22 protein-coding genes are annotated in these 22,315 nt (G+C 73.4%); 16 read left to right on the forward strand and 6 right to left on the reverse strand.

Annotation, left to right across the window (positions count from 1 at the left end; all coding sequences use genetic code 11):
* Nucleotides 1-35: 35 nt before the first annotated feature.
* Entirely contained in the window at nt 36-422 is a 387-nt protein-coding gene (locus tag WMF19_RS40165) for a hypothetical protein (protein ID WP_437895211.1), read from the forward strand.
* 30 nt (nt 423-452) lie between these two features.
* On the opposite strand, the gene WMF19_RS40170 is transcribed toward WMF19_RS40165, so the two are convergent.
* A complete protein-coding gene (locus WMF19_RS40170) occupies nt 453-1,157 on the reverse strand; it encodes a hypothetical protein (RefSeq protein ID WP_437324930.1) in 705 nt (234 codons plus the stop codon).
* A gap of 502 nt (nt 1,158-1,659) precedes the next feature.
* Between WMF19_RS40170 and glgC the strand changes: the two genes are divergently transcribed.
* The 6 genes from glgC to WMF19_RS40200 all read left to right on the forward strand — a co-directional run bounded on the left by glgC (nt 1,660) and on the right by WMF19_RS40200 (nt 7,260).
* The gene (gene glgC / locus WMF19_RS40175) at nt 1,660-2,928 is read left to right on the forward strand and encodes a glucose-1-phosphate adenylyltransferase (RefSeq protein ID WP_437331207.1); all 1,269 of its coding nucleotides are present in this window, start codon (nt 1,660-1,662) and stop codon (nt 2,926-2,928) included.
* A 207-nt stretch (nt 2,929-3,135) separates the two neighbouring features.
* Nucleotides 3,136-3,831, forward strand: coding sequence for a metallophosphoesterase (locus tag WMF19_RS40180; protein ID WP_272104061.1), 696 nt, complete (start codon nt 3,136-3,138; stop codon nt 3,829-3,831).
* A gap of 123 nt (nt 3,832-3,954) precedes the next feature.
* On the forward strand, nt 3,955-4,908 hold the full coding sequence (locus tag WMF19_RS40185) for a 50S ribosomal protein L11 methyltransferase (protein WP_437895212.1): 954 nt from the start codon (nt 3,955-3,957) through the stop codon (nt 4,906-4,908).
* A complete protein-coding gene (locus WMF19_RS40190) occupies nt 4,905-5,663 on the forward strand; it encodes an RsmE family RNA methyltransferase (protein ID WP_272104065.1) in 759 nt (252 codons plus the stop codon). The genes WMF19_RS40185 and WMF19_RS40190 overlap by 4 nt, the downstream gene beginning before the upstream one ends.
* The gene (locus WMF19_RS40195) at nt 5,663-6,706 is read left to right on the forward strand and encodes an alpha/beta hydrolase (RefSeq protein WP_437895213.1); all 1,044 of its coding nucleotides are present in this window, start codon (nt 5,663-5,665) and stop codon (nt 6,704-6,706) included. The genes WMF19_RS40190 and WMF19_RS40195 overlap by 1 nt, the downstream gene beginning before the upstream one ends.
* A 119-nt stretch (nt 6,707-6,825) precedes the next feature.
* Nucleotides 6,826-7,260, forward strand: a complete 435-nt coding sequence (locus tag WMF19_RS40200) for a hypothetical protein (protein ID WP_437895214.1) — start codon at nt 6,826-6,828, stop codon at nt 7,258-7,260.
* A 323-nt stretch (nt 7,261-7,583) separates the two neighbouring features.
* On the opposite strand, the gene WMF19_RS40205 is transcribed toward WMF19_RS40200, so the two are convergent.
* A complete protein-coding gene (locus tag WMF19_RS40205) occupies nt 7,584-7,790 on the reverse strand; it encodes a hypothetical protein (protein ID WP_437895215.1) in 207 nt (68 codons plus the stop codon).
* A gap of 819 nt (nt 7,791-8,609) precedes the next feature.
* Between WMF19_RS40205 and WMF19_RS40210 the strand changes: the two genes are divergently transcribed.
* The 4 genes from WMF19_RS40210 to WMF19_RS40225 all read left to right on the forward strand — a co-directional run bounded on the left by WMF19_RS40210 (nt 8,610) and on the right by WMF19_RS40225 (nt 12,675).
* Nucleotides 8,610-9,254, forward strand: coding sequence for an RNA polymerase sigma factor (locus tag WMF19_RS40210; RefSeq protein ID WP_437895216.1), 645 nt, complete (start codon nt 8,610-8,612; stop codon nt 9,252-9,254).
* The gene (locus tag WMF19_RS40215; protein WP_437895217.1) at nt 9,247-10,758 is read left to right on the forward strand and encodes a tetratricopeptide repeat protein; all 1,512 of its coding nucleotides are present in this window, start codon (nt 9,247-9,249) and stop codon (nt 10,756-10,758) included. The genes WMF19_RS40210 and WMF19_RS40215 overlap by 8 nt, the downstream gene beginning before the upstream one ends.
* Complete coding sequence (locus tag WMF19_RS40220) at nt 10,755-11,996, forward strand: hypothetical protein (protein WP_437895218.1); 1,242 nt, start codon at nt 10,755-10,757, stop codon at nt 11,994-11,996. The genes WMF19_RS40215 and WMF19_RS40220 overlap by 4 nt, the downstream gene beginning before the upstream one ends.
* A gap of 106 nt (nt 11,997-12,102) precedes the next feature.
* On the forward strand, nt 12,103-12,675 hold the full coding sequence (locus WMF19_RS40225) for a DUF4215 domain-containing protein (protein ID WP_437895219.1): 573 nt from the start codon (nt 12,103-12,105) through the stop codon (nt 12,673-12,675).
* 72 nt (nt 12,676-12,747) lie between these two features.
* On the opposite strand, the gene WMF19_RS40230 is transcribed toward WMF19_RS40225, so the two are convergent.
* From WMF19_RS40230 to WMF19_RS40245, 4 genes are all read right to left on the reverse strand, one after another.
* A complete protein-coding gene (locus tag WMF19_RS40230) occupies nt 12,748-13,686 on the reverse strand; it encodes a hypothetical protein (protein WP_437895220.1) in 939 nt (312 codons plus the stop codon).
* A 119-nt stretch (nt 13,687-13,805) separates the two neighbouring features.
* Nucleotides 13,806-14,282 carry a hypothetical protein gene (locus tag WMF19_RS40235; RefSeq protein ID WP_437324915.1) on the reverse strand — a complete coding sequence of 159 codons (477 nt, stop codon included), beginning with the start codon at nt 14,280-14,282 and terminating at the stop codon, nt 13,806-13,808.
* 10 nt (nt 14,283-14,292) lie between these two features.
* Nucleotides 14,293-15,045: a hypothetical protein gene (locus WMF19_RS40240; RefSeq protein WP_437895221.1), complete on the reverse strand. Its 753-nt coding sequence runs from the start codon at nt 15,043-15,045 to the stop codon at nt 14,293-14,295.
* A complete protein-coding gene (locus WMF19_RS40245; protein ID WP_437895222.1) occupies nt 15,042-17,669 on the reverse strand; it encodes a TonB family protein in 2,628 nt (875 codons plus the stop codon). The genes WMF19_RS40240 and WMF19_RS40245 overlap by 4 nt, the downstream gene beginning before the upstream one ends.
* A 196-nt stretch (nt 17,670-17,865) precedes the next feature.
* Here WMF19_RS40245 and WMF19_RS40250 point away from each other — a divergent pair, with 196 nt between their 5' ends.
* From WMF19_RS40250 to WMF19_RS40270, 5 genes are all read left to right on the forward strand, one after another.
* Entirely contained in the window at nt 17,866-18,282 is a 417-nt protein-coding gene (locus tag WMF19_RS40250; RefSeq protein ID WP_272104084.1) for a hypothetical protein, read from the forward strand.
* Between the two features lie 93 nt (nt 18,283-18,375).
* The gene (locus WMF19_RS40255; protein ID WP_272104085.1) at nt 18,376-19,185 is read left to right on the forward strand and encodes a ParA family protein; all 810 of its coding nucleotides are present in this window, start codon (nt 18,376-18,378) and stop codon (nt 19,183-19,185) included.
* Entirely contained in the window at nt 19,160-19,993 is an 834-nt protein-coding gene (locus WMF19_RS40260; protein WP_437895223.1) for a hypothetical protein, read from the forward strand. Before WMF19_RS40255 ends, WMF19_RS40260 begins: the two co-directional genes overlap by 26 nt.
* The gene (locus WMF19_RS40265) at nt 19,990-20,907 is read left to right on the forward strand and encodes a hypothetical protein (RefSeq protein ID WP_437895224.1); all 918 of its coding nucleotides are present in this window, start codon (nt 19,990-19,992) and stop codon (nt 20,905-20,907) included. The genes WMF19_RS40260 and WMF19_RS40265 overlap by 4 nt, the downstream gene beginning before the upstream one ends.
* The gene (locus tag WMF19_RS40270) at nt 20,904-22,211 is read left to right on the forward strand and encodes a hypothetical protein (RefSeq protein WP_437895225.1); all 1,308 of its coding nucleotides are present in this window, start codon (nt 20,904-20,906) and stop codon (nt 22,209-22,211) included. The genes WMF19_RS40265 and WMF19_RS40270 overlap by 4 nt, the downstream gene beginning before the upstream one ends.
* Nucleotides 22,212-22,315 lie beyond the last annotated feature (104 nt).

The following is a 22,315-nucleotide window of genomic DNA, read 5'->3' on the forward strand; positions in this document are numbered from 1 at the left end:
GGCGTACTCAACTCATGGCCTACGTTGAGGCGCCCATGGAGGACGGTACGAAGCCCCGCAAGGCCGTGGTCCCGAACGCTCCGCCCGCTCCGCTCGTGATCGTGGCCGGTTGTCCTGCCGAGCTCGTCGCCGTGTGCCGGGAGGCGGGGGCCCGGCTCGGGGTGGTGGTGCGTGAGTGCGATCTGCGCTCGCTCCGGGCGACGAGCGCGGCGTCGCAGCCGTACGCCGTGATCGTGATGGAGGAGCTGTACCGGTTCGATCGGGAGGCGTTCGACTCGATCACCCGTCAGGCGCCGGCGTCGCTGGTGCGCGTCGATCGCAGGGAAGCGGACGACGAGTGCGCGCGGCGGCTGCTCGTCGATGCCGTCTTCGAGTCGGCGGCGACCGAGCCGAGCAGCGGGATCCGGTCCATCCTTACGTGAAGCGGCGTGAAGCGGCCCGACGCGACGGCGTCAGGGCTTGCGCTTCATGCCGGGGAGGGTGGCCTTCTCGGGCGGCGGCTCGAGGAACTCGATCTGCTCCGCGGACATGATGCCGTACTTCGGGTTGGCCGCCGCGCCGCCGGTCGACTTCGTGAACGTCACGCCGTAGGTGCCGGTGACCTTCACCTTCGCGCCGACGCCCGGGATCGGGTTCGGCAGCTCCTGGCCCCAGAACTCGTCCGTGAGCTTCGCCTCGCCCTCCTTGCCGCGCGGCGCTTTGTCGATCGCCTCGATCATGCTGTAGATCTGCGCGAAGTTCGAGGCCCAGCCCATGACGTCGATCATGTCCTTGGTCTCGCCCTTCTCGTCGGCGATCGCGAAGCTCGGGACCGGCGCCTTGCAGTCCGGCGGGTCACCCTTGCCCGTCTTGTGCACGGCACAGGCGGGGGCCTCGGCGAGGTTCGTCTTGACGATGTAGCCGACGATCGAGATCTTCTTGCCGTTCACGTCCTCGAAGTGGACGCGGCTCCGGAGGTCGTGCGTGACGCCCCAGACCGTGTATGCGTCGCCCTGCTTCTTGTTCTTTGCGGGCAGCGTCGGCACCGCGGGCAGGGTCGCTTTGCGGCCGCTGAAGGCGGGCTTTGCCTGGTAGGGCTGCTCGTCCGTTCCGCACCCTGAAGTGCCCGCGACGAGGAGGATGGCGGCGAGGAGGGTTCGACCGAATCGGGCGTTCATGGCATCTCCAAGGTCAGCGTGACGGGCACCTCCAGCAGGAAAGATCCAGCGCTGGAATAGCCCTCGGACAGCGGTGCGCCGCGTGCGGGTCAGGCGCCTCTCGCATGCGCGCGCGACGGCGGAAACGGCTAACACGGCCGCGACTCGATCGTAAAGAGAAACGGAGACGTCCCCCTCTCTTCATCGATCATCGTCGCGCATCGTCGCGCATCGACGCGCATCGTCGCGCGGCAGCGCACCGCGGCGGAGGGCGGGCGGAGGGGCGGAGGGCGGTAGAGCGCGACGGGCCGCTGCCGGCGCCGCCCGATCGCGGGGCAGGAGGGCGCGAGAGGCGCGCTCGGCGGGGCCCGCAGCGCGACCCGCCCGGCTGGGCTCGGCGCCGCCAGGCCGGGTTGCGCGGCTCTCCGCGGCGTTCTCCCGGTCCCCGGGTTGCCTCGAATACGCGAAGGACGCGTTTCCGCTCTTCGCGATGGCAACATCGATCGAGTACCCTCTCCGTCCCATGCGCGAGACGAACCTGCGCGCCGCTTTCGAAGCGTCGAAGGTCTTGGTGATGATCCTTGCTGGCGGCGAGGGCCGCCGGCTCGGCCCGTTGACGCACGACCGGGCGAAGCCTGCCGTGCCGTTCGGCGGCCGGTACCGGATCATCGACATCGTCCTCTCGAACTTCGTCAACTCCGGCCTGCACCGCATCAAGATCCTCACGCAGTACAAGAGCGCGTCGCTAGACGAGCACATCGCCCGAGCTTGGCGCCTCTCGCCGATGCTCGACAGCTTCATCGAGACCGTCCCTGCGCAGCAGCGCACGGGCAAGAGCTGGTTCAAGGGGTCGGCGGACGCCGTCTACCAGACCCAGCACGTCATCACGGACGAGTCGCCCGAGCACCTCTGCATCTTCGGCGGCGACCACGTCTACAAGATGGACGTGCGCCAGATGCTGCACGATCACCTGTCGCGCGACGCGGAGGTGACCGTCGCCGCCATCCCGGTGACGAAGGAGGAGGCCCGGGCCTTCGGCGTCATCGAGTGCGACGAGTCGGGGCGCATCCTCGCCTTCCACGAGAAGGTGCAGGATCCCCCGAGCATGCCCGGCAGGCCGGGCATGTGCCTCGCGTCGATGGGCAACTACATCTTCAAGACGAAGGCGCTGCTCGACGTCCTCGAGCACGACGCAGCGACGGAGGACAGCGCGCACGATTTCGGGCGCGACATCATCCCGCGCATGGTCCAGAGCGGCAGCCGCGTCTACGTCTACGATTTCCACGAGAACCGCGTCCCCGGCGAGGACGAGGGCGCGGGGTACTGGCGCGACATCGGGACGATCGACGCGTACTGGGCGGCCCAGATGGATCTGGTCAGCATCCAGCCGGCGTTCAATTTCTACAACCCGCGCTGGCCGATCCGGACCGGGATCAGCCACGACCCGCCCGCCAAGTTCGTGTTCCGCGACGAGGCGAACGCGCGCGTCGGCATCGCCACGGACAGCCTGGTCTCGCTCGGGTGCATCATCTCCGGCGGCAGGATCCACCGCAGCGTGCTCTCGAACCGGGTCCGCGTGAACTCCTTCAGCCACATCGAGGAGTGCGTGCTGTTCGAGGACGTCAAGATCGGGCGCCACGTCAAGCTTCGTCGCTGCATCATCGACAAGGACGTCGAGATCCCGGCCGGCGCCGAGATCGGCTTCAACCTCGAGGAGGACCGCAAGAAGTGGTTCGTCAGCGAGGGCGGGATCGTCGTGATCCCGAAGCGCGCCAAGATCGACTCCCCGTAATGCGCCTGACCGAGGCCCGGCGCGGCGCCGTCCAGGTGGCCCGCGTGCAAAACTCCTGAATTGCATGTAAAATTCCGATCGCGGCGCGCGGAGGCGCGTGGCGGCTGCCGCGCGCTCGCCGGCGGGGCCGCGCGGTTCTGCCGTGCCCGGGGGGACGGGCCTGGGCGCCCCCCATGGAACGGGCGTCCCTGCTACGTTGGGTGTGAGATGCCGCGCACGATCATCATCGGTGACGTTCACGGCTGCCGGGATGAGCTGGCGCGGCTGATCGAGCACGTGGGCCTCGCATCGGGCGATCGGGTCGTCATGGTCGGCGATCTGATCGTGCGCGGCCCCGATCCGTGCGGAACGCTCGATCTGCTCCGGGAGGTCGGCGCGATCTCCGTGCGGGGCAACCACGAGGATCGGCTGCTCCGCTGGCGTGCCGGTCGGAGCGATCCTCGCGGCGAGCCGCTGGGGGAGCTCTCGAAGGAGACCGCGCAGCAGCTGCGCAAGCGGGACTGGGCGTGGCTCGAGACGCTGCCGTACTGGCTGGATCTGCCGGAGCACGGGCTCCGTGTCGTCCATGCGGGGCTGATCCCCGGGTTGCCGATCGAGCGACAGGATCCGCACACGTTGATGTACGTGCGCTGCCTCGGCCGCTACGGCGAGCCGGTCGAGCGCCGCGGGGGCAAGACGCTGTGGGGCCAGACGTACCAGGGCCCGCCGCACGTGGTGTTCGGCCACAACGCGCGGAGCGAGCCGCAGATGCACGCGTGGGCGACCGGGATCGACACGGGCGCGGTCTACGGGGGGCGGCTCACCGCGATGGTGCTCCACGACGGCGAGCGCGTCCCGCCGCCGGCGTCGCGCTCCGAGGTGCTCGTCTCGGTCCCGGCGCGGCGCCGCTACGTCGGACGTTAAAAATGCTCCGCGTGTTCCAGCGGTTCCGCGCGATCGGCCGCGCCTCTCTGCGGGAATTTCGTTAGGCTCCCGTCCGCGCCGCGGCCGCTCTTCAGGCCGGCGGCCCGTCACGGAGCAAGCCAGGTGGAGCCTCGATACCCGTTCGTTGCAGTCGATGTCCCGGAGCCGGAGGCCGACGAGATCGGCGCCCTGCTCTTCGAGCTGGGCGCCAGCGGCGTCGAGCAGCGCGACGAGCAGACGCTCGTCCGCGGCGCGCGCTCGGGCCAGGTGACGCTCGTCGCCAGCTTCGAGGATCACGGCGAGGCGATGGAGGCCATCGCGGCGCTCGGGGAGCTCTCGCCGCCGCTCGCCGCGCGGCTCGAGGAGGTGGTGGGCGACGCCTGGCGCGACGCGTGGAAGGAGCACTTCGCGCCGTTCGCGCTGACGCCCACGATCACGGTCGTGCCGCCGTGGGCGGAGCGCGCGCCCGAGCGCGAGGGCGAGCGGGTGCTGCTGCTCGAGCCGGGCAGGGCGTTCGGCACGGGGCTCCACGCGACGACGGCGCTCGTCGCGGAGCTCCTCGACGAGCACGCGGCGGAGCTCCGCGGCCGCGAGATCCTCGACGTGGGCACGGGCAGCGGCATCCTCGCGCTGGTCGCGCTGCTGCTCGGCGCGGAGCGGGCGGTCGCGATCGACAACGACGAGGATGTGATCGAGGTGGTCCTCGAGAACGCGGCGCGCAACGGCCTCGAGGGCCGCATCGAGGCGAGCGCCGGCGTGGTCGAGGGGGTGACGCGGCGGTTCCCGTGGGTCGTCGCGAACATCGAGGCGCGGGTGCTCCGGCCGCTGGCGCCGGAGCTCGCGCGCGTGCTCGATCCGGGCGGCTGGCTGATCCTGTCGGGCATCCTCGAGAGCGAGCGCGACGATCTGATCGCGCGGTACACGTCGTTGCCGCGCCCGCTCGAGCACGTCGCGACCCGGCCGGATCCGGCGTCGCCGGGCGGCGATCGCAGGGCCGGGCGGGGCGACGCGGGCGGCGAGGGCTGGGTGGCGCTCCTGTTCCGCGCGCCGGGCGGCGCGGCGTCCTCGCCGGGATGAGCGGGCAGGGGCTCTTGCGGGTGCCGCTCGGCGCGATCGCGGCCGGCGTGATCGCGCTGCCGCCCGAGGCGGCGAGCTACGTCGTGCGGGTGCACCGCCTCCGGGAGGGGGATCGGTTCGTCGTGTTCGATCCGGAGCTCGGTGTCGAGGCGGAGGCCACGCTCGAGTCGATCGGCCGCCGCGGGGCGGAGGCGCGCATCGACGCGCCCCGCCCGGCAGCGCTGCGGCCTGGCCGGCGCGTGACGTGGATCCAGGCGGTGGGCAAGGGCGACAAGATGGACGCGGTGGTGCGCGACGCGACCGAGCTCGGGGCGACGCGGATCATCCCGGCGATCTCGGCGCGGAGCGTGGCGCGGCCCGCCGAGGACAGGAGCCAGCGCTGGCGCCGCATCGCGGTGGAGGCGGCGCGGCAGTGCGGCCGCGGGGACGCGCCCCGGGTGGAGGCGCCGATGAGCCTCGCGGCGGCGCTCGCCGAGGCGCGGGCGGCGCCGTCGACGGAGGGCGGCGCGCTGGGGATGTGCCTGGATCCCTACGCGGAGACGCCGCTCGGCGCGCGGCTGGCCGCGCTGTCGCCGGGCATGGAGGCGGCGTTCGCGGTCGGACCGGAGGGCGGGTTCACGCCGGAGGAGCTCGGCATGTGCGCGGCGCTCGGGTTCGAGCGGGTGCGCCTCGGCGCGCTGACGTTGCGCACGGAGACGGTGTGCGCGGCGGCGCTCGGGGCGCTGATCGCGGTGAGCGACGCGCGCGCAGGGTGATGGGGCGGCGAGCGAGCGGCGAGCTGGTAGCGAGCGGCGAGCTGGTAGCGAGCGGCGAGCTGGTAGCGAGCGGCGAGCTGGTAGCGAGCGACGAGCTGGCCGGCCCGGAGCGTCGCGTCAGGGGGTGCTGCTCCGGAGGTGCGGCGCGCTGGATCGCGGCGTTGCTCGGCGCGCTCGCGGTCGCGGTCTGCGCGTGCAGCAACACGGCAGATGCTCCGAGGAGCGCGCGTGCGCCGGCGCCCGACGGGGCCGCGCTCGGTGCAGCGGAGCCCGGCCTCGTGCCTGCAGCGCCGACCCCGGCCGTCACCGCGGCCGCGACCGCGCCGCCCGAGCCGGCGCCGTGGCCCCGAGCGCGCCCGCCGCGCGTCGAGACGGACTGGTGCATCGCCGGCGTCGACGCGCTCGACGAGGAGACCTGCTACGTGCTGCCCGACGCGCCGACCCGAACGCTGCTGCTCTATCTCCACGGGATCGTGCCGCCGGGGAAGGAGAGCGAGCAGAAGACCAACGTCGAGACGGTCGTGTCCCGCGCCGCCCGGCGCGCGGGCGTCGCCGCGCTGATCCCGCGCGGCAAGGTCGGCCTCGCGCCGAAGGGCTACGCGAGCTGGCGGGGCTGGCCGACGGGAGAGCGGGCGTACGAGGAGCACGCCGCCGCGCTCGTCGCGACGTTCGTGGAGAAGCGGAGAAAGCTCGAGGAGATCACCGGCGTCTCGTTCTCGCGGGTGTACGTCGCCGGCTCGTCGTCGGGCGCGTACTTCGCCGCGGCGCTCGCGCTGCGCGGCGGGATCGACGCCGACGGGTTCGGCGCGATGTCCGGCGGGGGAGGCCACGCGACGCCCCAGCTCGCGACGCTCGCGCCGAGGCCGTTCTACATCGGCTTCGGGGCCCACGACACGGTGGGCGGCTCGGCCCGCGCCCTCGCCGGCGTGCTGCGCGGCGCGGGCTGGCCCGTGCGCGTCGCCGAGCACCCGTTCGGCCACGGCGCGAAGGAGGTGTACCTGGACGAGGCGTTCGCCTTCTGGCGCGAGCACGAGGCGCGGTAGAGCGCCGCGCCAGCACCCCGCATCCCCGCGGGTGAGGCGATCCGGTCCCTCACATTCGCCCGGGTCTCGCCGCAGCTCGCGTCTCGCGGTAGAACGCCAGGTACGTCAGGTAAGATAGCATGATCTACAGCTTCCCAAGCTATGTGCCCGGCATTGCGATTGCCATCGCGGTCGTTGCTGCGTCGATCGGCGCGCTCCTGCTGTGGAGGCGCCAGCCGCTGACCATCGCCTTGATCGCATTTGGGGTTGCTGCGCTGGCGGGTGGCATCTTCGCGCCGATGCTGGCGAAGGATCGGGTCGTCCTCGACGACGAAAAGCTGGAGCAGACCACAGGTTTCTGGTTCGCGCCGACCGTGAAGGGATTTCGTCTCGCTGAGGTCGCGTCCCTCGCGATTGGCACCGCCAGGGATAGAAAGAATCGCGAGATTGAGGTGTGGATTGTGAAGATGAAGGACGGCCAAACGCGAGAGATCGACCCTGGTGACCTCTGGGAGATGAACGGCCAGGACATCATCCGGCGCCTAAGAGAAAAAGGAATCGACGTCAGGCGATGAGGAGAGGCTTGCTTGTCTCGCGCTCGGTGTCGACGACCGCTGCCGAGGCGTTCGCGTCGCGCGTCGCGCGGCGTGAGAGGCCTCAGCCGAGCCACGCCTCCGCGAGCGCTGCAGCGGAGGTTCCCGCCGCGGCGCCGCTTCGAGCTCCGCACGGCCAGCCTCGGGGAGCGCCGGATCCAGCGGCGCATGGGCGAGTCTACTCGCAGCAGGAGACCGGAGAGTTGAACGCCAAGGCGTCAAGGCGCCAAGGCGCAAAAAAGAAGAGAGCGAGAGAGCACATTCTTGCAACCCATTGACCACGCGATGAATGCCCTGCCTCCCGCTCACTCAAGCTCGAAGCCAAGCGCCTCATTGTAGACGGTCTCGAGCAGCCCTGGATCTCCAAGGGTACGCTGCGCCTCGATGGCTGCGTCGATGACGACCCTGGCTATCTCATCTTCGAACATTCTCTTTCCGCCTTTTGGCGTCTTTGCGTCTTTGTGTCTTTGCGTTAAAATTCGAGACATCTCGACGATGTCCGTCGGAAGCACGATGATGCACCCAGCGCTGTGACAACGTACGGGTCGACGCCCTCCGCCAACGTGGCTTCTCCTGGCGCGCTACGTCGAGATGGCCGACGACCTGGCGAGGTCCCGTCGGCCAGCCCCTGCCAGGAGGCCCGAACCCGTCCCGGCCCCCGCCCGGGGCGGGCGACGTGCCGTGAACCCATCCGGGTGAGCTGGTGCCTCCACGCGGGAGATGGGTGGCACTCGTCTCCTGGAGGCGGCGGCGCCAAGAAAAGATGGGTGCACCTGTGTCCTGGTACAGTCGCCTCCACGCCGGAGATGGGGGCGCCTGTCTCCTGGAGGGGGGCGGCTCCAGGAAATGCAGATGGCACCTGTGTCCTGGTATAGGCGCCTCGACGCCAGAGACGGGTGGCACCCGTCTCCGGGTGGACGTGCCTCCAAGAAAAGACGAGTGGCACTCGTCTCCCGGTGGACGTGCCTCCAAGAAAAGACGAGCGGCACTCGTCTCCCGGTGGACGTGCCTCCAAGAAAAGACGAGCGGCACTCGTCTCCCGGTGGACGTGCCTCCAAGAAAAGACGAGCGGCACTCGTCTCCGGGTGGACGTGCCTCCAAGAAAAGACGAGCGACACTCGTCTCCGCGCTGGAGACGCCGCCCTCCGACCCCGCGATCCCTGGCCGGTCCTTCTCGCCAGGGCTCCGGCGTCGGCCTCCCCCCTCGATGCGCCGCCTGTCCCGTTCCCGTCGAGAGCTCCGGTGCGCCCTTCGCGAGGCGCGCGCGGCGTTCGACCCCGTCGCTTTTGTGAGCCACCGGGACCCGCTCGCGACCACCTATTCCAGTTCCCGTGGTCTTGCCCAGCGCAGCCCTCGCCCCCCGGCTCACCCTCGTCCGCGCCAGCCCCCTGGCCGATCTGGACGACGCCGGCCTCGCCCGCGCGGCAGCCGAGGGCCAGCCAGGCGCCGCCGGCGCCGTCTGGGACCGCTACGGCGCCCTGGTGCATGGCCTGCTCCGCCGCGTGCTCGGGCCGGGCGGCGACGTCGAGGACCACGCCCAGGAGACGTTCCTGCAGTTCTTTCGGGAGGTGAAGAACCTGCGGGATCCCGCGGCGCTGCGGCCGTTCCTCCTCGGCATCGCCGTGCGCGTCGCGCGGTCGGCGCTGCGGCGCCGGCGGTTCCGGCGCTGGTTCTCGCTCACCGACAGCGGCATGCTGCCGGACGAGCCGGCCGAGGGCGTCGACGAGGGCGCGCGCGAGGCGGTCGCGAGGCTCTACGCGCTGCTCGACAGGCTGGACGACAGGGCGCGGCTTCTCTTCGTGCTGCGGCACATCGAGGGGCTGGAGCTCGCGGAGACCGCGCAGGCGAGCGGGATGTCCCTGGCCACGGCCAAGCGCCACCTGGCCAAGGTGACCGGGCGCGTCCACGCGATGGCCGAGCGGGATCCGCTCCTCGCGGCGTACGTCGAGCCCGCGGAGGAGGCGAGCGATGGCTGATCCGAAGCCCGGGGTGTCGCCGGAGGTCGCCCTGCGGCGGCTCGCGGCGCTGGCGCGCGCGGCGGGGGCGGCCCCGCCGGCGGACCGCGCGCTCGCCCGCGGCCGCGCGCGGCTGATCGACGAGGTCGAGCGCCCCGTGTTGCCGCTCGCGCCGCGGAGGCGCTGGCTCCTGCCGGCGGCGCTGGCGCCGCTGCTCGTGATCCTGGGCCTTTGGGCGCTGCGTCCGGCGGCGCGCCTGTCGTACCAGGTCGACGGTGTCGCGCCGGGAGAACGCGCCGACGGCGCGGCGCTCGCGGACACCTACGTGCGCGGGGGGACCAGCGGGGCGACGGCGCGCTTCAGCGAGGGGACGACCGTCCGCTTCGCGCCCGGGGCGCGCGGGCGCATCACCGCCGTGACGGCGCGCGGCGCGCAGATCCACATCGAGGGCGGCGCCGCGCACTTCCGGGTCGCGCACCTGCCCGAGGCCGAGTGGGTCGCGGCGGCAGGGCCGTTCACCGTCAGGGTGACGGGCACCGAGTTCGACCTGAGCTGGGAGCGCGAGCGGCTCGAGCTGACCATGCAGAGCGGCTCGGTCGCGGTCCGCGGCCCGCTCGCCTCGGGCGGCGTGGCGCTCCAGGGCGGCCAGCGCCTGGTCGCCGACGTGGTCCGCGGCGAGCTCACGATCGCGGACCTGAGCGCCGCCGGCGCGCGTGCGCCAGAAGGAGGCGGGCTGCGCGAAGCCGACGCGCCGGCGAGGACCGACGTGCTGGAGGACGCCAGGGCGCCGGCCGAGATGGGCGTGCTGGAGGACGCCGGGGCGCCGGCCGAGATGGGCATGCTGGAGGACGCCGGGGCGCCGGCCGAGACGGGCGGGGCAGCCGCGGCGGGAGCGCCCGTCTCGGTGGGAGCGCCGGCCATGGCGGGAGCGCCGGCCATGGCGGGAGCGCCGGCCATGGCGGGAGCGCCGGTCGCGGCGGGAGCGCTGGTCGCGACCGATCCGATGGCGACGCTCGCGCCAGCTTCGGCTGCGGCCCGCGCGCCCGCGGCGCCTGCGCCCGCCTCGGGGAGCTGCAGCGAGCATGTTGCCCGCGGCGATTTCGCCGGGGCGATCGCGGTGGCGGAGGCGCGGGGCGTCGACGCGACGATCGCCGCGAGCCCGCTCCCGGAGATCGCCGCGCTGGCCGACGCTGCGCGCTACACGGGGCGGAACGACCTCGCGCGGCGCGCGCTGCTCGCCGAGCGCTCGCGCTTCCCTGGCTCGCCCGAGGCGCGCTCGGCGGCGTTCCTCCTCGGTCGCATCGCGGAGGCGGGCTCGCCCGCGGCGGCCATCGACTGGTACGATCGGTACCTCGCCGAGTCGCCGGCCGGCTCGCTGGCAGCCGAGGCGCTCGGGCGGAAGATGATCGTGCTGCGCGCCTCCCAGGGCGACGGCGCGGCTCGGCCGATCGCCGAGCAGTACCTCGCGCGCTACCCGCGCGGGGCGTTCGCGGCCGCCGCGGCGGAGATCCTCCGCCGCCCATGAGGCGCAGCGGGTTCGGGCTTGCCGTTGCGCTGTGCGCCGCGCTCTTCGTGTCCCGGGAGGCGAGCGCCGCGGAGGAGATCGGCGTGATCGTGGTGCGCGCGCCGCACGCCGGGAAGGTCGTCGAGGAGGCCACGGTGCGCCTCGCGGGCGAGCTGCGCGCCGTGGGCTTCTCGGTCCGCTCGCTCGAGGGCGCGCCGGGCGTCGACGGGCGCGCGCAGATCGAGGGTGCGGACAGCGTGTTCGCGGCCATCGCCATCCTCGAGACCGACCGCGGCGCCGTCGCCGACGCGTGGATCGCGGATCACGCGACGAAGGAGACGCTGGTCCGCCGCGTGGAGCTCGGCGTCCCCGGCGCCAGCAACGCGGCGAGCGATCTCGCCGTGCGGTCGGCGGAGCTGCTCCGGGCCAGCCTGCTCGAGCTGAGCGGCGAGCAGCGCCGCGAGCTGCCCGAGCGGGTGGCGCAATGGATCGCCGACGCGGCCGCGCCGGCGGGGCGCGAGGCCATCGCGCTCGACGCGGCGCTGCTGCAGCCGCGAGCGGCCGTCGCGCCCGCGAATCGAACCACGGCGGCGAGCGGGTCGGCCGCGCCTGCGAGCGGATCCCGGGCCGCGCGCGGGTCGGCCGCGCCTGCGAGCGGATCCCGGGCCGCGCGCGGGTCGGCCGCGCCCGGGCGGCTCGACGCCCGGAGCGCCGCGCCCCGGGCGCCCGCGGCGCCCACGTCCGACGAGCGCCGGCTGAGCGTCGAGGCGGGGCTGGCAGCGCTCGCCGGCGACGTCGGGGTCGTCCCCGGGCCCTACTTCCGCGTGGGATACGATCTGGCGGCCGGCGTCTCCCTGCGCGGGACCCTCGTGCCGGCCGTCGTGGCCAGGAGCCTCGACGCTCCCGGCGGGCGCGTGGCGCTGCGGCAGACCGCGGCCATGATCGGCCTGGCGTACGCCGCCGGCCCCCAGGCGTGGCGGATCCATCCGGTGATCTCGCTCGGCGCGGGCGCCTATCATGTGACGGTCGCCGGCCGGGCGAACCCTCCTTATCGCGACCGGCGTCAGGACTGGCTCACCGCCGGCGTCTCCGCAGGGGCCGGCGTCGGCGTCCGCGTCCTGCCGTCCCTCGCCGCCCACGCGGCGCTCGACGTCCTCGTGCTCGCAAGACAGCCTGTCTTCACCATCGCAGGTGTGGAGGTGGGCCGCACCGGGCGCCCGGCGCTGCTCCCGAGCCTCGGCCTGCAGGTGAGCTTCTGAGTCGCCGGATCCTTCTGAATCGTTGATTTTGGTGAGCCACGGAGAGGAGCTCGCGCCCACTTACCAGAGCGAGGCACAACTCGGCTTCGCTTCGAGAGGGAGAGTCATGCGTCATCATCTTCTTTCGCGCCGTCCGCTGCACGCCGTGGCAGGGCTGTTCTTGATGCAGGCCGCGTGCGAGGTGCGCTTCATCGAAGGGGTCGACTCGCCAGAGGAGAGCACGGGCACGGGGGCGTGTGTCGAATGTTGTTCCTCCTCGACGGACTGCACGACCGGAGGCAGCGCCGCGGGCGGGGCGAGCGCCGGCGCGGTGTGCGGAGACGGCGTGGTGGACCCGGAGTGGGAGCAATGCGACGACGGCAACACGGCTGACGGCGATGCGTGCTCGAGCGACTGTCAGCTCCGCGCAGCGGGGGGCGCGGGCGGGGCGAGCGCCGGCGCGGTGTGCGGAGACGGCGTGGTGGACCCGGAGTGGGAGCAATGCGACGACGGCAACACGGCGGACGGCGATGCGTGCTCGAGCGACTGTCAGCTCCGCGCAGCGGGGGGCGCGGGCGGGGCGAGCGCCGGCGCGGTGTGCGGAGACGGCGTGGTGGACCCGGAGTGGGAGCAATGTGACGACGGCAACACGGCTGACGGCGACGGGTGTACGAGCGCCTGTCAGCTCGGCCCGGCATAGAGCCGTGCTTGAAAAGGAGAGGCGGTAAAGCGAATCGCGGCGCGACCGGCGCAGCCCTCCGCCTTCACCCGATCACGGCAGCACGGCGCGCCTCGGGCACTCTCCGTCACCCTGGAAGTCGCCGAGCGTGCGCGCCTGCGCGACCACGTAGTCGTACGCCGTCTCGATCGGGCCGCCGGACGCGCCGGCGAGGTTGTACTCGTCGCCGAAGACATCGGCGGCGTTCACCTGCTTGAGCTCGTCGATCGTCGTTTCGCCATCGCCGTCGAGATCGCTGTCCGCGATGTACTGCGCGTAGCGCTTGGTCAGCTCCACGCCCGCGGTGATGTTGTCGAAGAACCAGTGGTCGCCGTGGATGGTCGGCTTCACCGCGACCGTGCCGCTGGTCGGCACGCTGAACCCGTTGATCCCGTCCTCGGTCGCGCAATCGTCGAACGACGTCCCGGCCGGGAGGCCCCAGCTGAAGCGCACCCGAGCCGCGGGGACGCACGCGCCGCCGGGCGGCGGGCACGACTCGCCGTCCGCCTTCTCGATGGATCCCTCGAAGAACAGCGAATAGCCGCCCTCGACCATGAGGTCGACGTCGGCCGCCGTGGTGGGCGGCAGCGTCTTCACCCCCGCCTTCGCGTTCGGGAGGTCGAACCCGAAGCGGTCCCAGCGCACCGCGCTCACGTCCTGGAAATTCGCGATCACGTACCTCGTCGCCGGGGCGTTCTTGAGGTCGAGCACGAACACCGATTCATCGCCGAGCGTCTCCTCGGCATCCGAGCGCGCCGCGCGCACGTTGCCGATCGTCACGAGGAACCGCTCGTACGTGACCTTCCAGCCGTCCGCGATGTTCTCCTCGCCTGTGCCCGGCTCCAGGCCCTCGGGGATGGTGTCCTCCGGCTCCACGAAGATCTGCACGGTGCCGGTCTCGGACGTCGCGCCGCGTTCATCGCCGCACCCGGCGACGAGCGCGAGCGCGCACGCCGCCACCATGAACCCTGTCACCTTCAGTCTCTGCATCATGATCAAGCTCCTGAGTCGTCTCGAAATCCCGACGAGCGCGCACGAACGCGCCCGGCGAGCGCAGGCCCGCGCTCCTCGCGCGCCCAGCGCCCGCATCACCCTCTGGCCTCGTGAGATGCTCAGGCCGCCGGCGGGGAGCTCTTCGGCGCCAGGATCAGCAAGGGGATGGGTCGGACCTCGGGCGAGGGTCGGAGCGAGGCGAGGCGGACGACCTCGAGCAGCGTGGCCTCCGCCACGCGGTGCACGGGCGCGCCGAGCTGACCGCGCAGCGCGAACGCGTCGCAGTGCTCGTCGCCCTCGTGGCGCGGCGCGAGCGCGTCGCACAGGTCGTCACCCCCGCCGGGCCGCGCGCCGGGCTGGTCGCCGGGAGGACGCCGCTCGGCGTGAAGCGTCGCCGCGGCGACGGCGACCGTCGCCGCGTGGACGAGCTCGCCGTGCTCGCAGCGGACGTGCCGGACGAGCAACGCGTGCGTCAGGCTGCACAGCTGCGCCGCGAGCGCGAGCGCCACGAGCCAGCGCGCTCGCCACCGGCAAGCCGGGCTCCGGCCAGGCCGCCGCCGCGCGGCGGCCGTCACGCGGGCCGGACGGCGTCTCAAGGAGACCGCCTCATGGCGACGTCGACCAGAGGAACTGCGGCCGGTGCACCGCGATCATGTCGTAGCGCAGCCGCTGGTGCGCGGGCGACCCCGGCGCGATGGCGACCTTGGTCGCTCCTCCCTCGGCCAGCGCGTCGAAATCGACGCTCGCGAGCCACTCGTCCACGACGTCGAAGCGGACCGCGAGGCGGACCGGCGCCGCGCCGACGCTCGCGGCGACCGCGAGGCTCGGGACCGCGAGCAGCCCTTGGCGCTGCGGCACGGCGTCGACGTCGGCCTCGAAGTCGAGCGCCTCCGCGCCCCGCGTCGCGCGCCCGCGCAGGTGGACGGAGCTGACGCCGGGAGCCTCCGGCGCCGGCGTGGGCGACGACTCGGTCGAGAACCAGTGGATACCGTAGTTGAACGACACGCTCCGGATCTCGCCCTCGAAGCCGTCGACCAGGCCGAGCGGCTGCGGCGCGGGGTCGAGCAGGTTCACCCGCGTGATCGTGGTCAGCTCGGCGATCGCGGTCTCGCACAGCGTCGACGCGCCGGAGTCCGCTGCGCAGAAGTAGGCCGGGCCGAAGGCGACCGTCGCCTCGTCGAGCGCGATCGTCCACGCGCCCGCGGCGATCTCCCCGGGGACGTCGGCCTCGGCGTGCGCCGCGTACGTGACCTCGGGCTGGCCTGTGCCGGCGCAGGCGGATGCGGACAACGCGGGCGACCCCAGGAGGACGACGGCGAGGAGGCGGCGCGCGGCCGGGGAGAGGTTCGGGGCGTTCATAGCGAGAGCGTCACGTTCGCGAGGATGGAGCGCGGCGACCCGGCGCTGATGTGCCGGGCCGGCAGCTCCGAGGGGATCGACGGCTGCGACGCGCCCGCGCCGCCCGGCCAGTACGACTTGAACGAGTACTCCGTGTCGGCGTACTCGGCGTCGAGCAGGTTCTGCGCCTCGACCCCGACCTCGATCCAGGGGCCGCCCTGCGCGGCGTCGCGGCCGACGCGCAGGCTCCGCCGGAGAGAAAGGGACGCGTCCACCACGAAGACCGGCGCGGCGGTCTGCGCGTACGGCAGCGGCCGCGGGGAGAGGAACGTCGCGCCGTAGCCGAGCCGCCCCTCGACGGGCGCGCCGGCGATCGTGAAGAGCGGCCGCTTCAGCGCGAGGTCGGCGCGCACCACCACGGGCGGCACGAACGGGAGCTGCTGTCCCTTCACGTACGGCGGCGACGGGTTCTCTGGCGTGGGCGGGGGCGGCTCGTCCAGCGTGGCGTGGACGAGCGTCGCGCTCACGCCCGCCGTGAGCGTGGGGCTCGGCGCGGCCTGCAGGTAAGCGACGAGCCCGCGGCGGGTCGTCCGGCCGATGCGCACGAGCGCGCCCTCCGCCGCGTCGAACGCGAGATCGTAGGAGAGGCGCGTCTCGTAGGCGGCCGCGGTCACGCTGAGGCCGCCGCCGGGGCGCAGCGTGGCGCCGGCCTCGTAGCTCTTCACGGTCGCGAACGGCGCGTTGTCCCCGTCCTCGAGCAGCCGCGCCTGCGGCGAGCGGTAGCCGTGCCCGTACGAGGCGGAGACGCGCAGGGCGGGCAGCGGGTCGAGCTCCAGCGTCACCCGCGGGCCGGCGGCCAGGCCCGCCGCCGTGCGACGGAACCCCTCGATGTGCGTCTCCTTCTGCGCCGCCGGGATGAAGTTGCCGATGCGGTCGTCCACGTCGAAGACGAGCAGGTCGGCGCGCAGGCCGCCGCGGAGGCGCGCGTAATGTGACAGCTCGAGCAGCGCGTCGGCGTGGGCGCCGACCCCGGTCAGCTGGATCGACGCGTCGACGCGCTGATCCCACGTCTCGTTCTGCGGCGGCTGGAGCAGGTTCTGCGCCTGGTCGATGCCGTCGGTCTGCACCTCGGCGCCCACGGCGACCTGGCCGGAGAGCCAGGACGCGAGCGGGATCCGCGGCGTGCGGTAGGCGATGCCGCCGCCGAGCGCGGCGTCCTGGTTCGCCTGCTCGATGAGGTCGCCCCTGCCGACCCACTCGGGCCGCCGGCGCGAGCGCTGCGTGTAGCCGGTGAAGTTCATCCGGCTCCGGTACCCGGACGTCGCCGCCCAGAGCCAGGCGCTCTTCTGAGAGCCGTCGTCGTCGGACCGCTCGACGCTCAGCGCGAGCTGTAGCCGCGTCGACGCGGCCGACTGCGCGCGGGCCGCGAGATCCGGGTAGGCGTCGTGGAAGCCGACGCGCCCCGCCTCGATGTCGTCGCGCCGGAGCACGCCCGCGAGGTTCGCGCGGCCGCCGTGGGCCGCGACGTGCAACAGCGCCGAGTACTCGTCCGGCAGCGGCACGCGGTACTGGCCGACGGCGCCCCCGGAGATCGCCCCGCGCGTCCCGTCGCCGAAGCCGTCGGTCGTGCGCACCACGGCGGCCCCGAACGTGTCCTCCGACTGGCCCTCCGGCGCCCAGAGCGCGAGCAGCCGCCGCGTGCCGAACGAGCCGAGCGTGCCCTTGAGCAGCAGCCCGCGCTCCTCGACGCCGAGGTCGAAGTACGCGCTGCCCGCGACCGCGAAGTCGCCCTGCTGCGGGTCGTAGACGCCCTCGACGACGCGGAGCGACCGCACCACCTCCGGGATGATCACGCTGAGATCCGCGTAGCCCTGGCCATGGAGGTGCGAGCGCTGGTTCAGCGGAATCGGCCCGACGCGGAGCTCGACGTCCTGGCCGTGCTCCGCGTCGAAGCCGCGGAGGAAGATGCGCTGCGCGACCGCCTCGCCCTCGGGGTGCGCGACGTAAACGCCGGGCGCCGTGCGGAGCAGATCCGCGGCGGTCGCGTGCGGCGCGGCGGAGAGCGCCGCGCGGCCGATCCGGAAGTCGCTCGCGGCGCGGCGCGGCGGGTTCGGGCGGCCCTGCACGTGGATCTCGATCGGCTTGCCGGGCTCGGCCACCGCGTGCGGGCCCGCGACGCCCCCGGCGAACTCCACCGGCTTCGGCGCCGCCGGCCGGGGCGGCGGGGGCGCCGCCGGGCGATCCGCCGCCTTCGGCGCCTCGGTCGGCGCCGGCGCGGGCTCCTGCTCGTGGGGGCCCGGCGCGAAGTGGAACGGCACCCGGATCCGCGCCCGCACCGGCGCGCCGCCGCGCATGGCCGGCGAGAAACGCCACCTGCGCACGGCCTTCATGGCCGCGTCATCGAACGCTGCGCCCCCGGACTCGGCCACGACCGCGTCGCTGACTGTGCCGTCCTTCTCGACCGTGACGAACAGCGTGACCGTCGTGTCGACGCCCTCCGCGAGCCGCTCGGGCGGGTACTCCGGGTCCACGTGCTCGAGGATCTGCGGCGCCACGGGCGCCTCGGCGCGCGGCTCAGGCTGCCCGAGCGCCGCAGGTGCGGCGAGGGCGATCGCGGAGAGGTAGCAGAGGGATGACCAGCGCATGAGCAACCGAGCTCGACGCGACTACCACGCCGTACAGCGGCTGCAAGCGCCGCTTTGCGGGGCTCCGCGCGCGCAGACGACGGTGACGGAAGCGCGCGACGTCCACGCGCGCCCACGCGTGCGGCTTTTCGGCGACACGTCGCGCCGGCGCAGCGGCGGTCTCGCCCCCGGGCGCGGGGCCGTGTATCGTCTCGTCATGCCGAATGAGACGCTCGTCCAGGCGGTCAAGACCATCGTCGCCCTCGCGCGCGGGGGCGACCTCGACGCCGCCTACCGGGGGTACCGCGATCTCTTCCAGAAGCCGGAGTTCCTCAAGCAGCGCCCCGAGGATCAGCGCCAGGTGCTGCGGCTCATGATCCTCGCCAAGGGCGTCCCGTCGACGCCGACCGAGGCGATGATCGACGCCCACCGCGCCGCGGTCCCCGCGCTGACCGAGCTCGTGTCGATCCACGGCGATCCCGGCGATCACGAGCTCCTCGGGCTCTGCCACGTCGTGCTCGGCAACGTCGAGAGCGCCGACAAGATCTTCCGCGCCGGCCTCAAGATCGAGCGCGAGCGCAACCCCCAGAGCGATCTGTGCGGCACGCTGATGAAGCGGATCTCGCTGCTCTAGTTCGCGCTCGTCAGGGACGGGACTAGTTCTCAGCCGCACCCGTCCTGTTAGGATGGCCCCCGGGCGCCATGACAGCGCGCCGTCAGGGAGTCCATGCACGTCATCGCGGTCGCGAGCCAGAAGGGCGGCGTCGGAAAGACCACGATTTCCCTCAACCTCGGGCTCGCCCTTGGGCGCGCGGGCAACCGCGCGTTGATCCTCGAGCTCGACGCGCAGGGGAGCCTCGGGCTGTCGCTCGGCCTTGCCGACCGCGCGCGGCCGGGCGTCGCGGAGCTGCTCACGGGCGCCGAGCGGCTCGAGTCCGTGCTGCTCCGGACGCGCGAGCCGCAGCTCCAGGTGCTCACCGTCGGCCGGGTCGATCCCACGACCGTCGCGGGCTTCGAGGACGCGCTCGCACGAGGGCCCGTGCTCCCGAGCGTGCTCGCGCGGCTCTCGCCCGACTTCGACATCGTGGTCGTCGATTGCCCCGCGGGGCTCGGCAAGGTCACGACGCGGGCGCTCGAGGTGGCGACGCACGCGCTCCTGCCGCTCCAGGCCGAGCCGCTCGCGCTCCGCTCGATCGGCCAGCTTCTCGCGGTGATCGATCGCGTCCGCGCCGAGAAGAACCCGCACCTGTCGCTGCTCGGCATGGTGCTGTCGATGTTCGACCGGCAGGCGTCCGCGTCGCTCGACGTCGCCGAGACGCTCTGGACGAAGTTCCCCGACGGGATCATCCTCGATACGGTCATCCCGCGCGACGAGGCGTTCCTCGAGGCGTCTCTCCGCGGGGCGCCGCTCCTGCTCATGCAGAAGCGCCCTCCGCCGCTCGCGCGCGTCTTCGATCAGCTCGCGAACGACGTGCTGGTTCGCCTGGACCCCACCTCGCCGGACGACGACGATGGCCCGATCTCGCTCCTCCTTTGATGTCGACGGCGCCGTCGTCACCGCGGCGGCGCTGGTCGAGCGGTCGAAGTCGCGGAGGCCGCGGGCGGCGTCGGTCGCGCCCGCGGCCCCGCCGCTCGTGTCGTTCGAGTCGCGGCCGCCGCCCTCGCGGGCGGAGCCCGAGCCGATGTCCTCGTCGCCGCTCTCGCCGTCGTTCGAGGAGCTCGCGCCCTCGAGCGACCTCCTGCCCCTGTCGAGCCCCGGCGTGGGCGGCGAGCTCGGGCTCCGGGGCGCGCTGCCCTCGTCCGCCGACGACGTCGACTCGCGCCGCGGCGCGCCGCTCGACCTGCGGCCTCTGGCCTCGCCGCCCTCGTTCGCGGCGGCGCGCGAGCCCCTCGAGGAGCGGCTCGACGGCGCCGTCGAGGCGCTCTCGGCGGGCCGCGCGCCGCGCTTCCCGGACCTCGCCGCGGCGGGCGGGCCGGTCGCGCGCTGCGAGCGGGTGATCGAGTGGATCGCCGAGGCGACGGGCGCCGCGGACGTGTTCCTCGCGGACGCGGCCGGGCTCCCGTTCGCCGGCGCGATCCGCGACACGGAGGCGAGGCTCGCCGCCTCGGGCCTCATCGCGTCGGCGATCGGCTCGCTCGTCGCGGCGCTGCCCGGCGCCCCGTCGCAGCGCTTCGAGCTCTGCGTCGGCGACGGGCCGTTCTTCCAGCTCATCGGGTTCCAGGTGCGCTCCGCCGCGTACATCGTCGGCCTGATGCGCCCGGGCCCGCTCACGCCGCGCGAGGCGCACGCCGTCCGGATCGCGTGCCGGCACGCGCTCGACGCCGCGGTCGGGGTCGTCGGGTGAGCGCGGAGCACGGCGAGCCCTCGTTCGGTCGTGGCGTCGCGGCCGTCGCGGGCGCGCTGGACGACGACGACCCGCTCGCGCCGATCGCGCTCGACGGCCTCGGCTACGGCGTCGGCGGCCTCGACGCCATCGTCGTGTTCCACCTCGGCGACGCGCGCGTCCACGCCGTGTTCGTCCGCGAGGGCGCGGCCCTCTCTCCGAGCGACGTGGCCGCGGGGCTGCGCGACGCGTACCTCGGCAGCCAGCTCGCCGCGCAGCGGCTCGTCCCGGAGCGGGAGGGCTCGATCCGCCCCGCCCGGAGCCGAGGCGCGCGATCGTCGAGCAAGCCGCCGCGCTCGCAGGGCCGCGCAGAGGAGCTCCCGGACCCCGTGGTCACGCTGGAGCTCAGCGGCCGGACCGTCCTCCTGCGCCGCGTCCGCGCGTGCGTCGTCGCGAGCCTGTTCGACGCCACGATGCCGCTCGGCATGGCGCGGCTCGTGGCGCAGCGGCTCGCCGCGACGCTCGCGCCCGAGCTGCCGCTCGAGGAGCCGCCCGAGGAGATGCTGAGCGACCCGTCGGGGCTCTTCGAGGAGCCGCTCAGCGCGGACACGGTGGACGATCTCGTCCGGGGGGTCGCGCGATCGGCGCCGCCGAGGGGCTCGTCCAGCATCCCGGCGCGCCGGACCAGCGGCACGCCGCCGCCCGTCGATCCGCCGTCGGCCGAGGTCGCGCGGATCCAGCGGCTGCTCGCGCTGCTCGAGGCGCGCGCGCCGGAGCCTCACGTGGCGCGGCTCCGGCTCGCGCTGCGCGCCGGGCTGACGCCGCTCGCGCTCGAGCACCCCGACGGGCTCGGCGCGGAGGCGATGGTGCTCGTCGAGACGGCGGTCGCGGACATCCTCGGCCTGGAGCGCGCCGCGCTCCGGAGGCTCCTGTGACGGCGCTCCGGCACGGCCTGCGGGGCCGCATCGAGGGCCCGCTCGGCGATCTGGTCGGCCCGATCCTCCCGCACGGCCTGCTCCACGTGGCCGATCAGCTGGTGGTCGCGCACTCGCACCACTTCGCGCTCTTCCTGGAGCAGACGATCTTCGACGCGCTCGGCGGGGAGAGCCGCGGCGTGCGCCGGCAGGCGGCGTTCGAGGCGGCGCACGCGCTGCTCGAGCCGCTGTACGAGGACCGCCACGGGGCGTCTCCGCGGGAGAAGCTCGAGCTCGCGGGCGAGCTGTTCGCCGCGATGGGGCAGGGGCGGTTGCGGTTCGAGGTGAGCGCGGAGGGCGGCGCGGTGCACGCGGACTCGCTCTTCCACGGGACGAGCTTCCTCGCGAAGTACGGCGGTCGGATCCAGAACCGGCTGGCGGTGGACGCGTTCGCCTCGGGCTACTGCGCGGCCGCGGCGAGCCTCGCGTTCCCGTCCGACTGGGGGCGGCTCGACGCCGACGAGGTGACGTGCGTCGCGCGGGGCGACGCGGCCTGCACCTTCCTGCTGACGCGTCGATCGGAGCGGCCGCGCTTCGGCGAGGCGCTGACGCGCAAGCAGATCGAGGCGGCGCGCGTGCGCTGGGAGCCCGAGGGCGGGCCGCTCTCGCGTGCGCAGCGCGTCGAGGGCGCGATGCTCGAGGAGCTCGGGGCGCTGCGGTCCGACGAGCGCGGCCTCATCTCGGCGTACGGGGTGAACCTGGCGCTCTTGCCGGTGGGGTACATCGATCAGAAGACGTTCGACACGGTGCACCTCATCGAGCGGCGGTCTCCCGAGCTCGTCCCGGTGTTCGAGGCGCTCGTGCGGGAGGCGGCGCAGACGGGCGCGTTCCATCTGCTCGGGGGGATGCTCTCGTCCTCGTCGTTCGAGGCGGCCTGCGGTCCGGTGGGCAGGGATCAGCACGAGCGCCTCGAGCAGCTGCTCGGGCTCGCCCGCGCGCTCGGCTGGGGGGCGCTCTCCGCGCCGGAGTTCCAGCCGGGCCGGGCGCTCGTGCTGCGGGCGCCGATCACGCACGAGAGCGCGTATTACGCCATGAAGCACGGGTCCACGGCGCGGGGGCGGCTCCTGTTCCAGCAGGGGACGGCGCTGGCGATCATGCAGCTCCTGCACCGCGTCGATTTCGGGACGGTGCGACCGATCGACGCCGAGACGTATGGTGGGCTCTTCAAGATGGGGACGCGGTTCCGCGCGCAAGAGACGAAGTCGCCGCTCAGGGGGGATGGCGCGTGCGAGGTGCGGGTGGAGGCGGTCGAGGACAGGTGGTGACGTTCACGTTCGCCCGCGAGCAAAACGAAGCATGAGGTCTTGAGCTGCGAACTCTTCGGGATGGTCGGCGCACCGGCGGGAGGCCTGCCGATATGCTACTAGGT

The organism is Sorangium sp. So ce124 (assembly GCF_051525235.1).
Lineage (GTDB): Bacteria > Myxococcota_A > Polyangia > Polyangiales > Polyangiaceae > Sorangium > Sorangium atrum.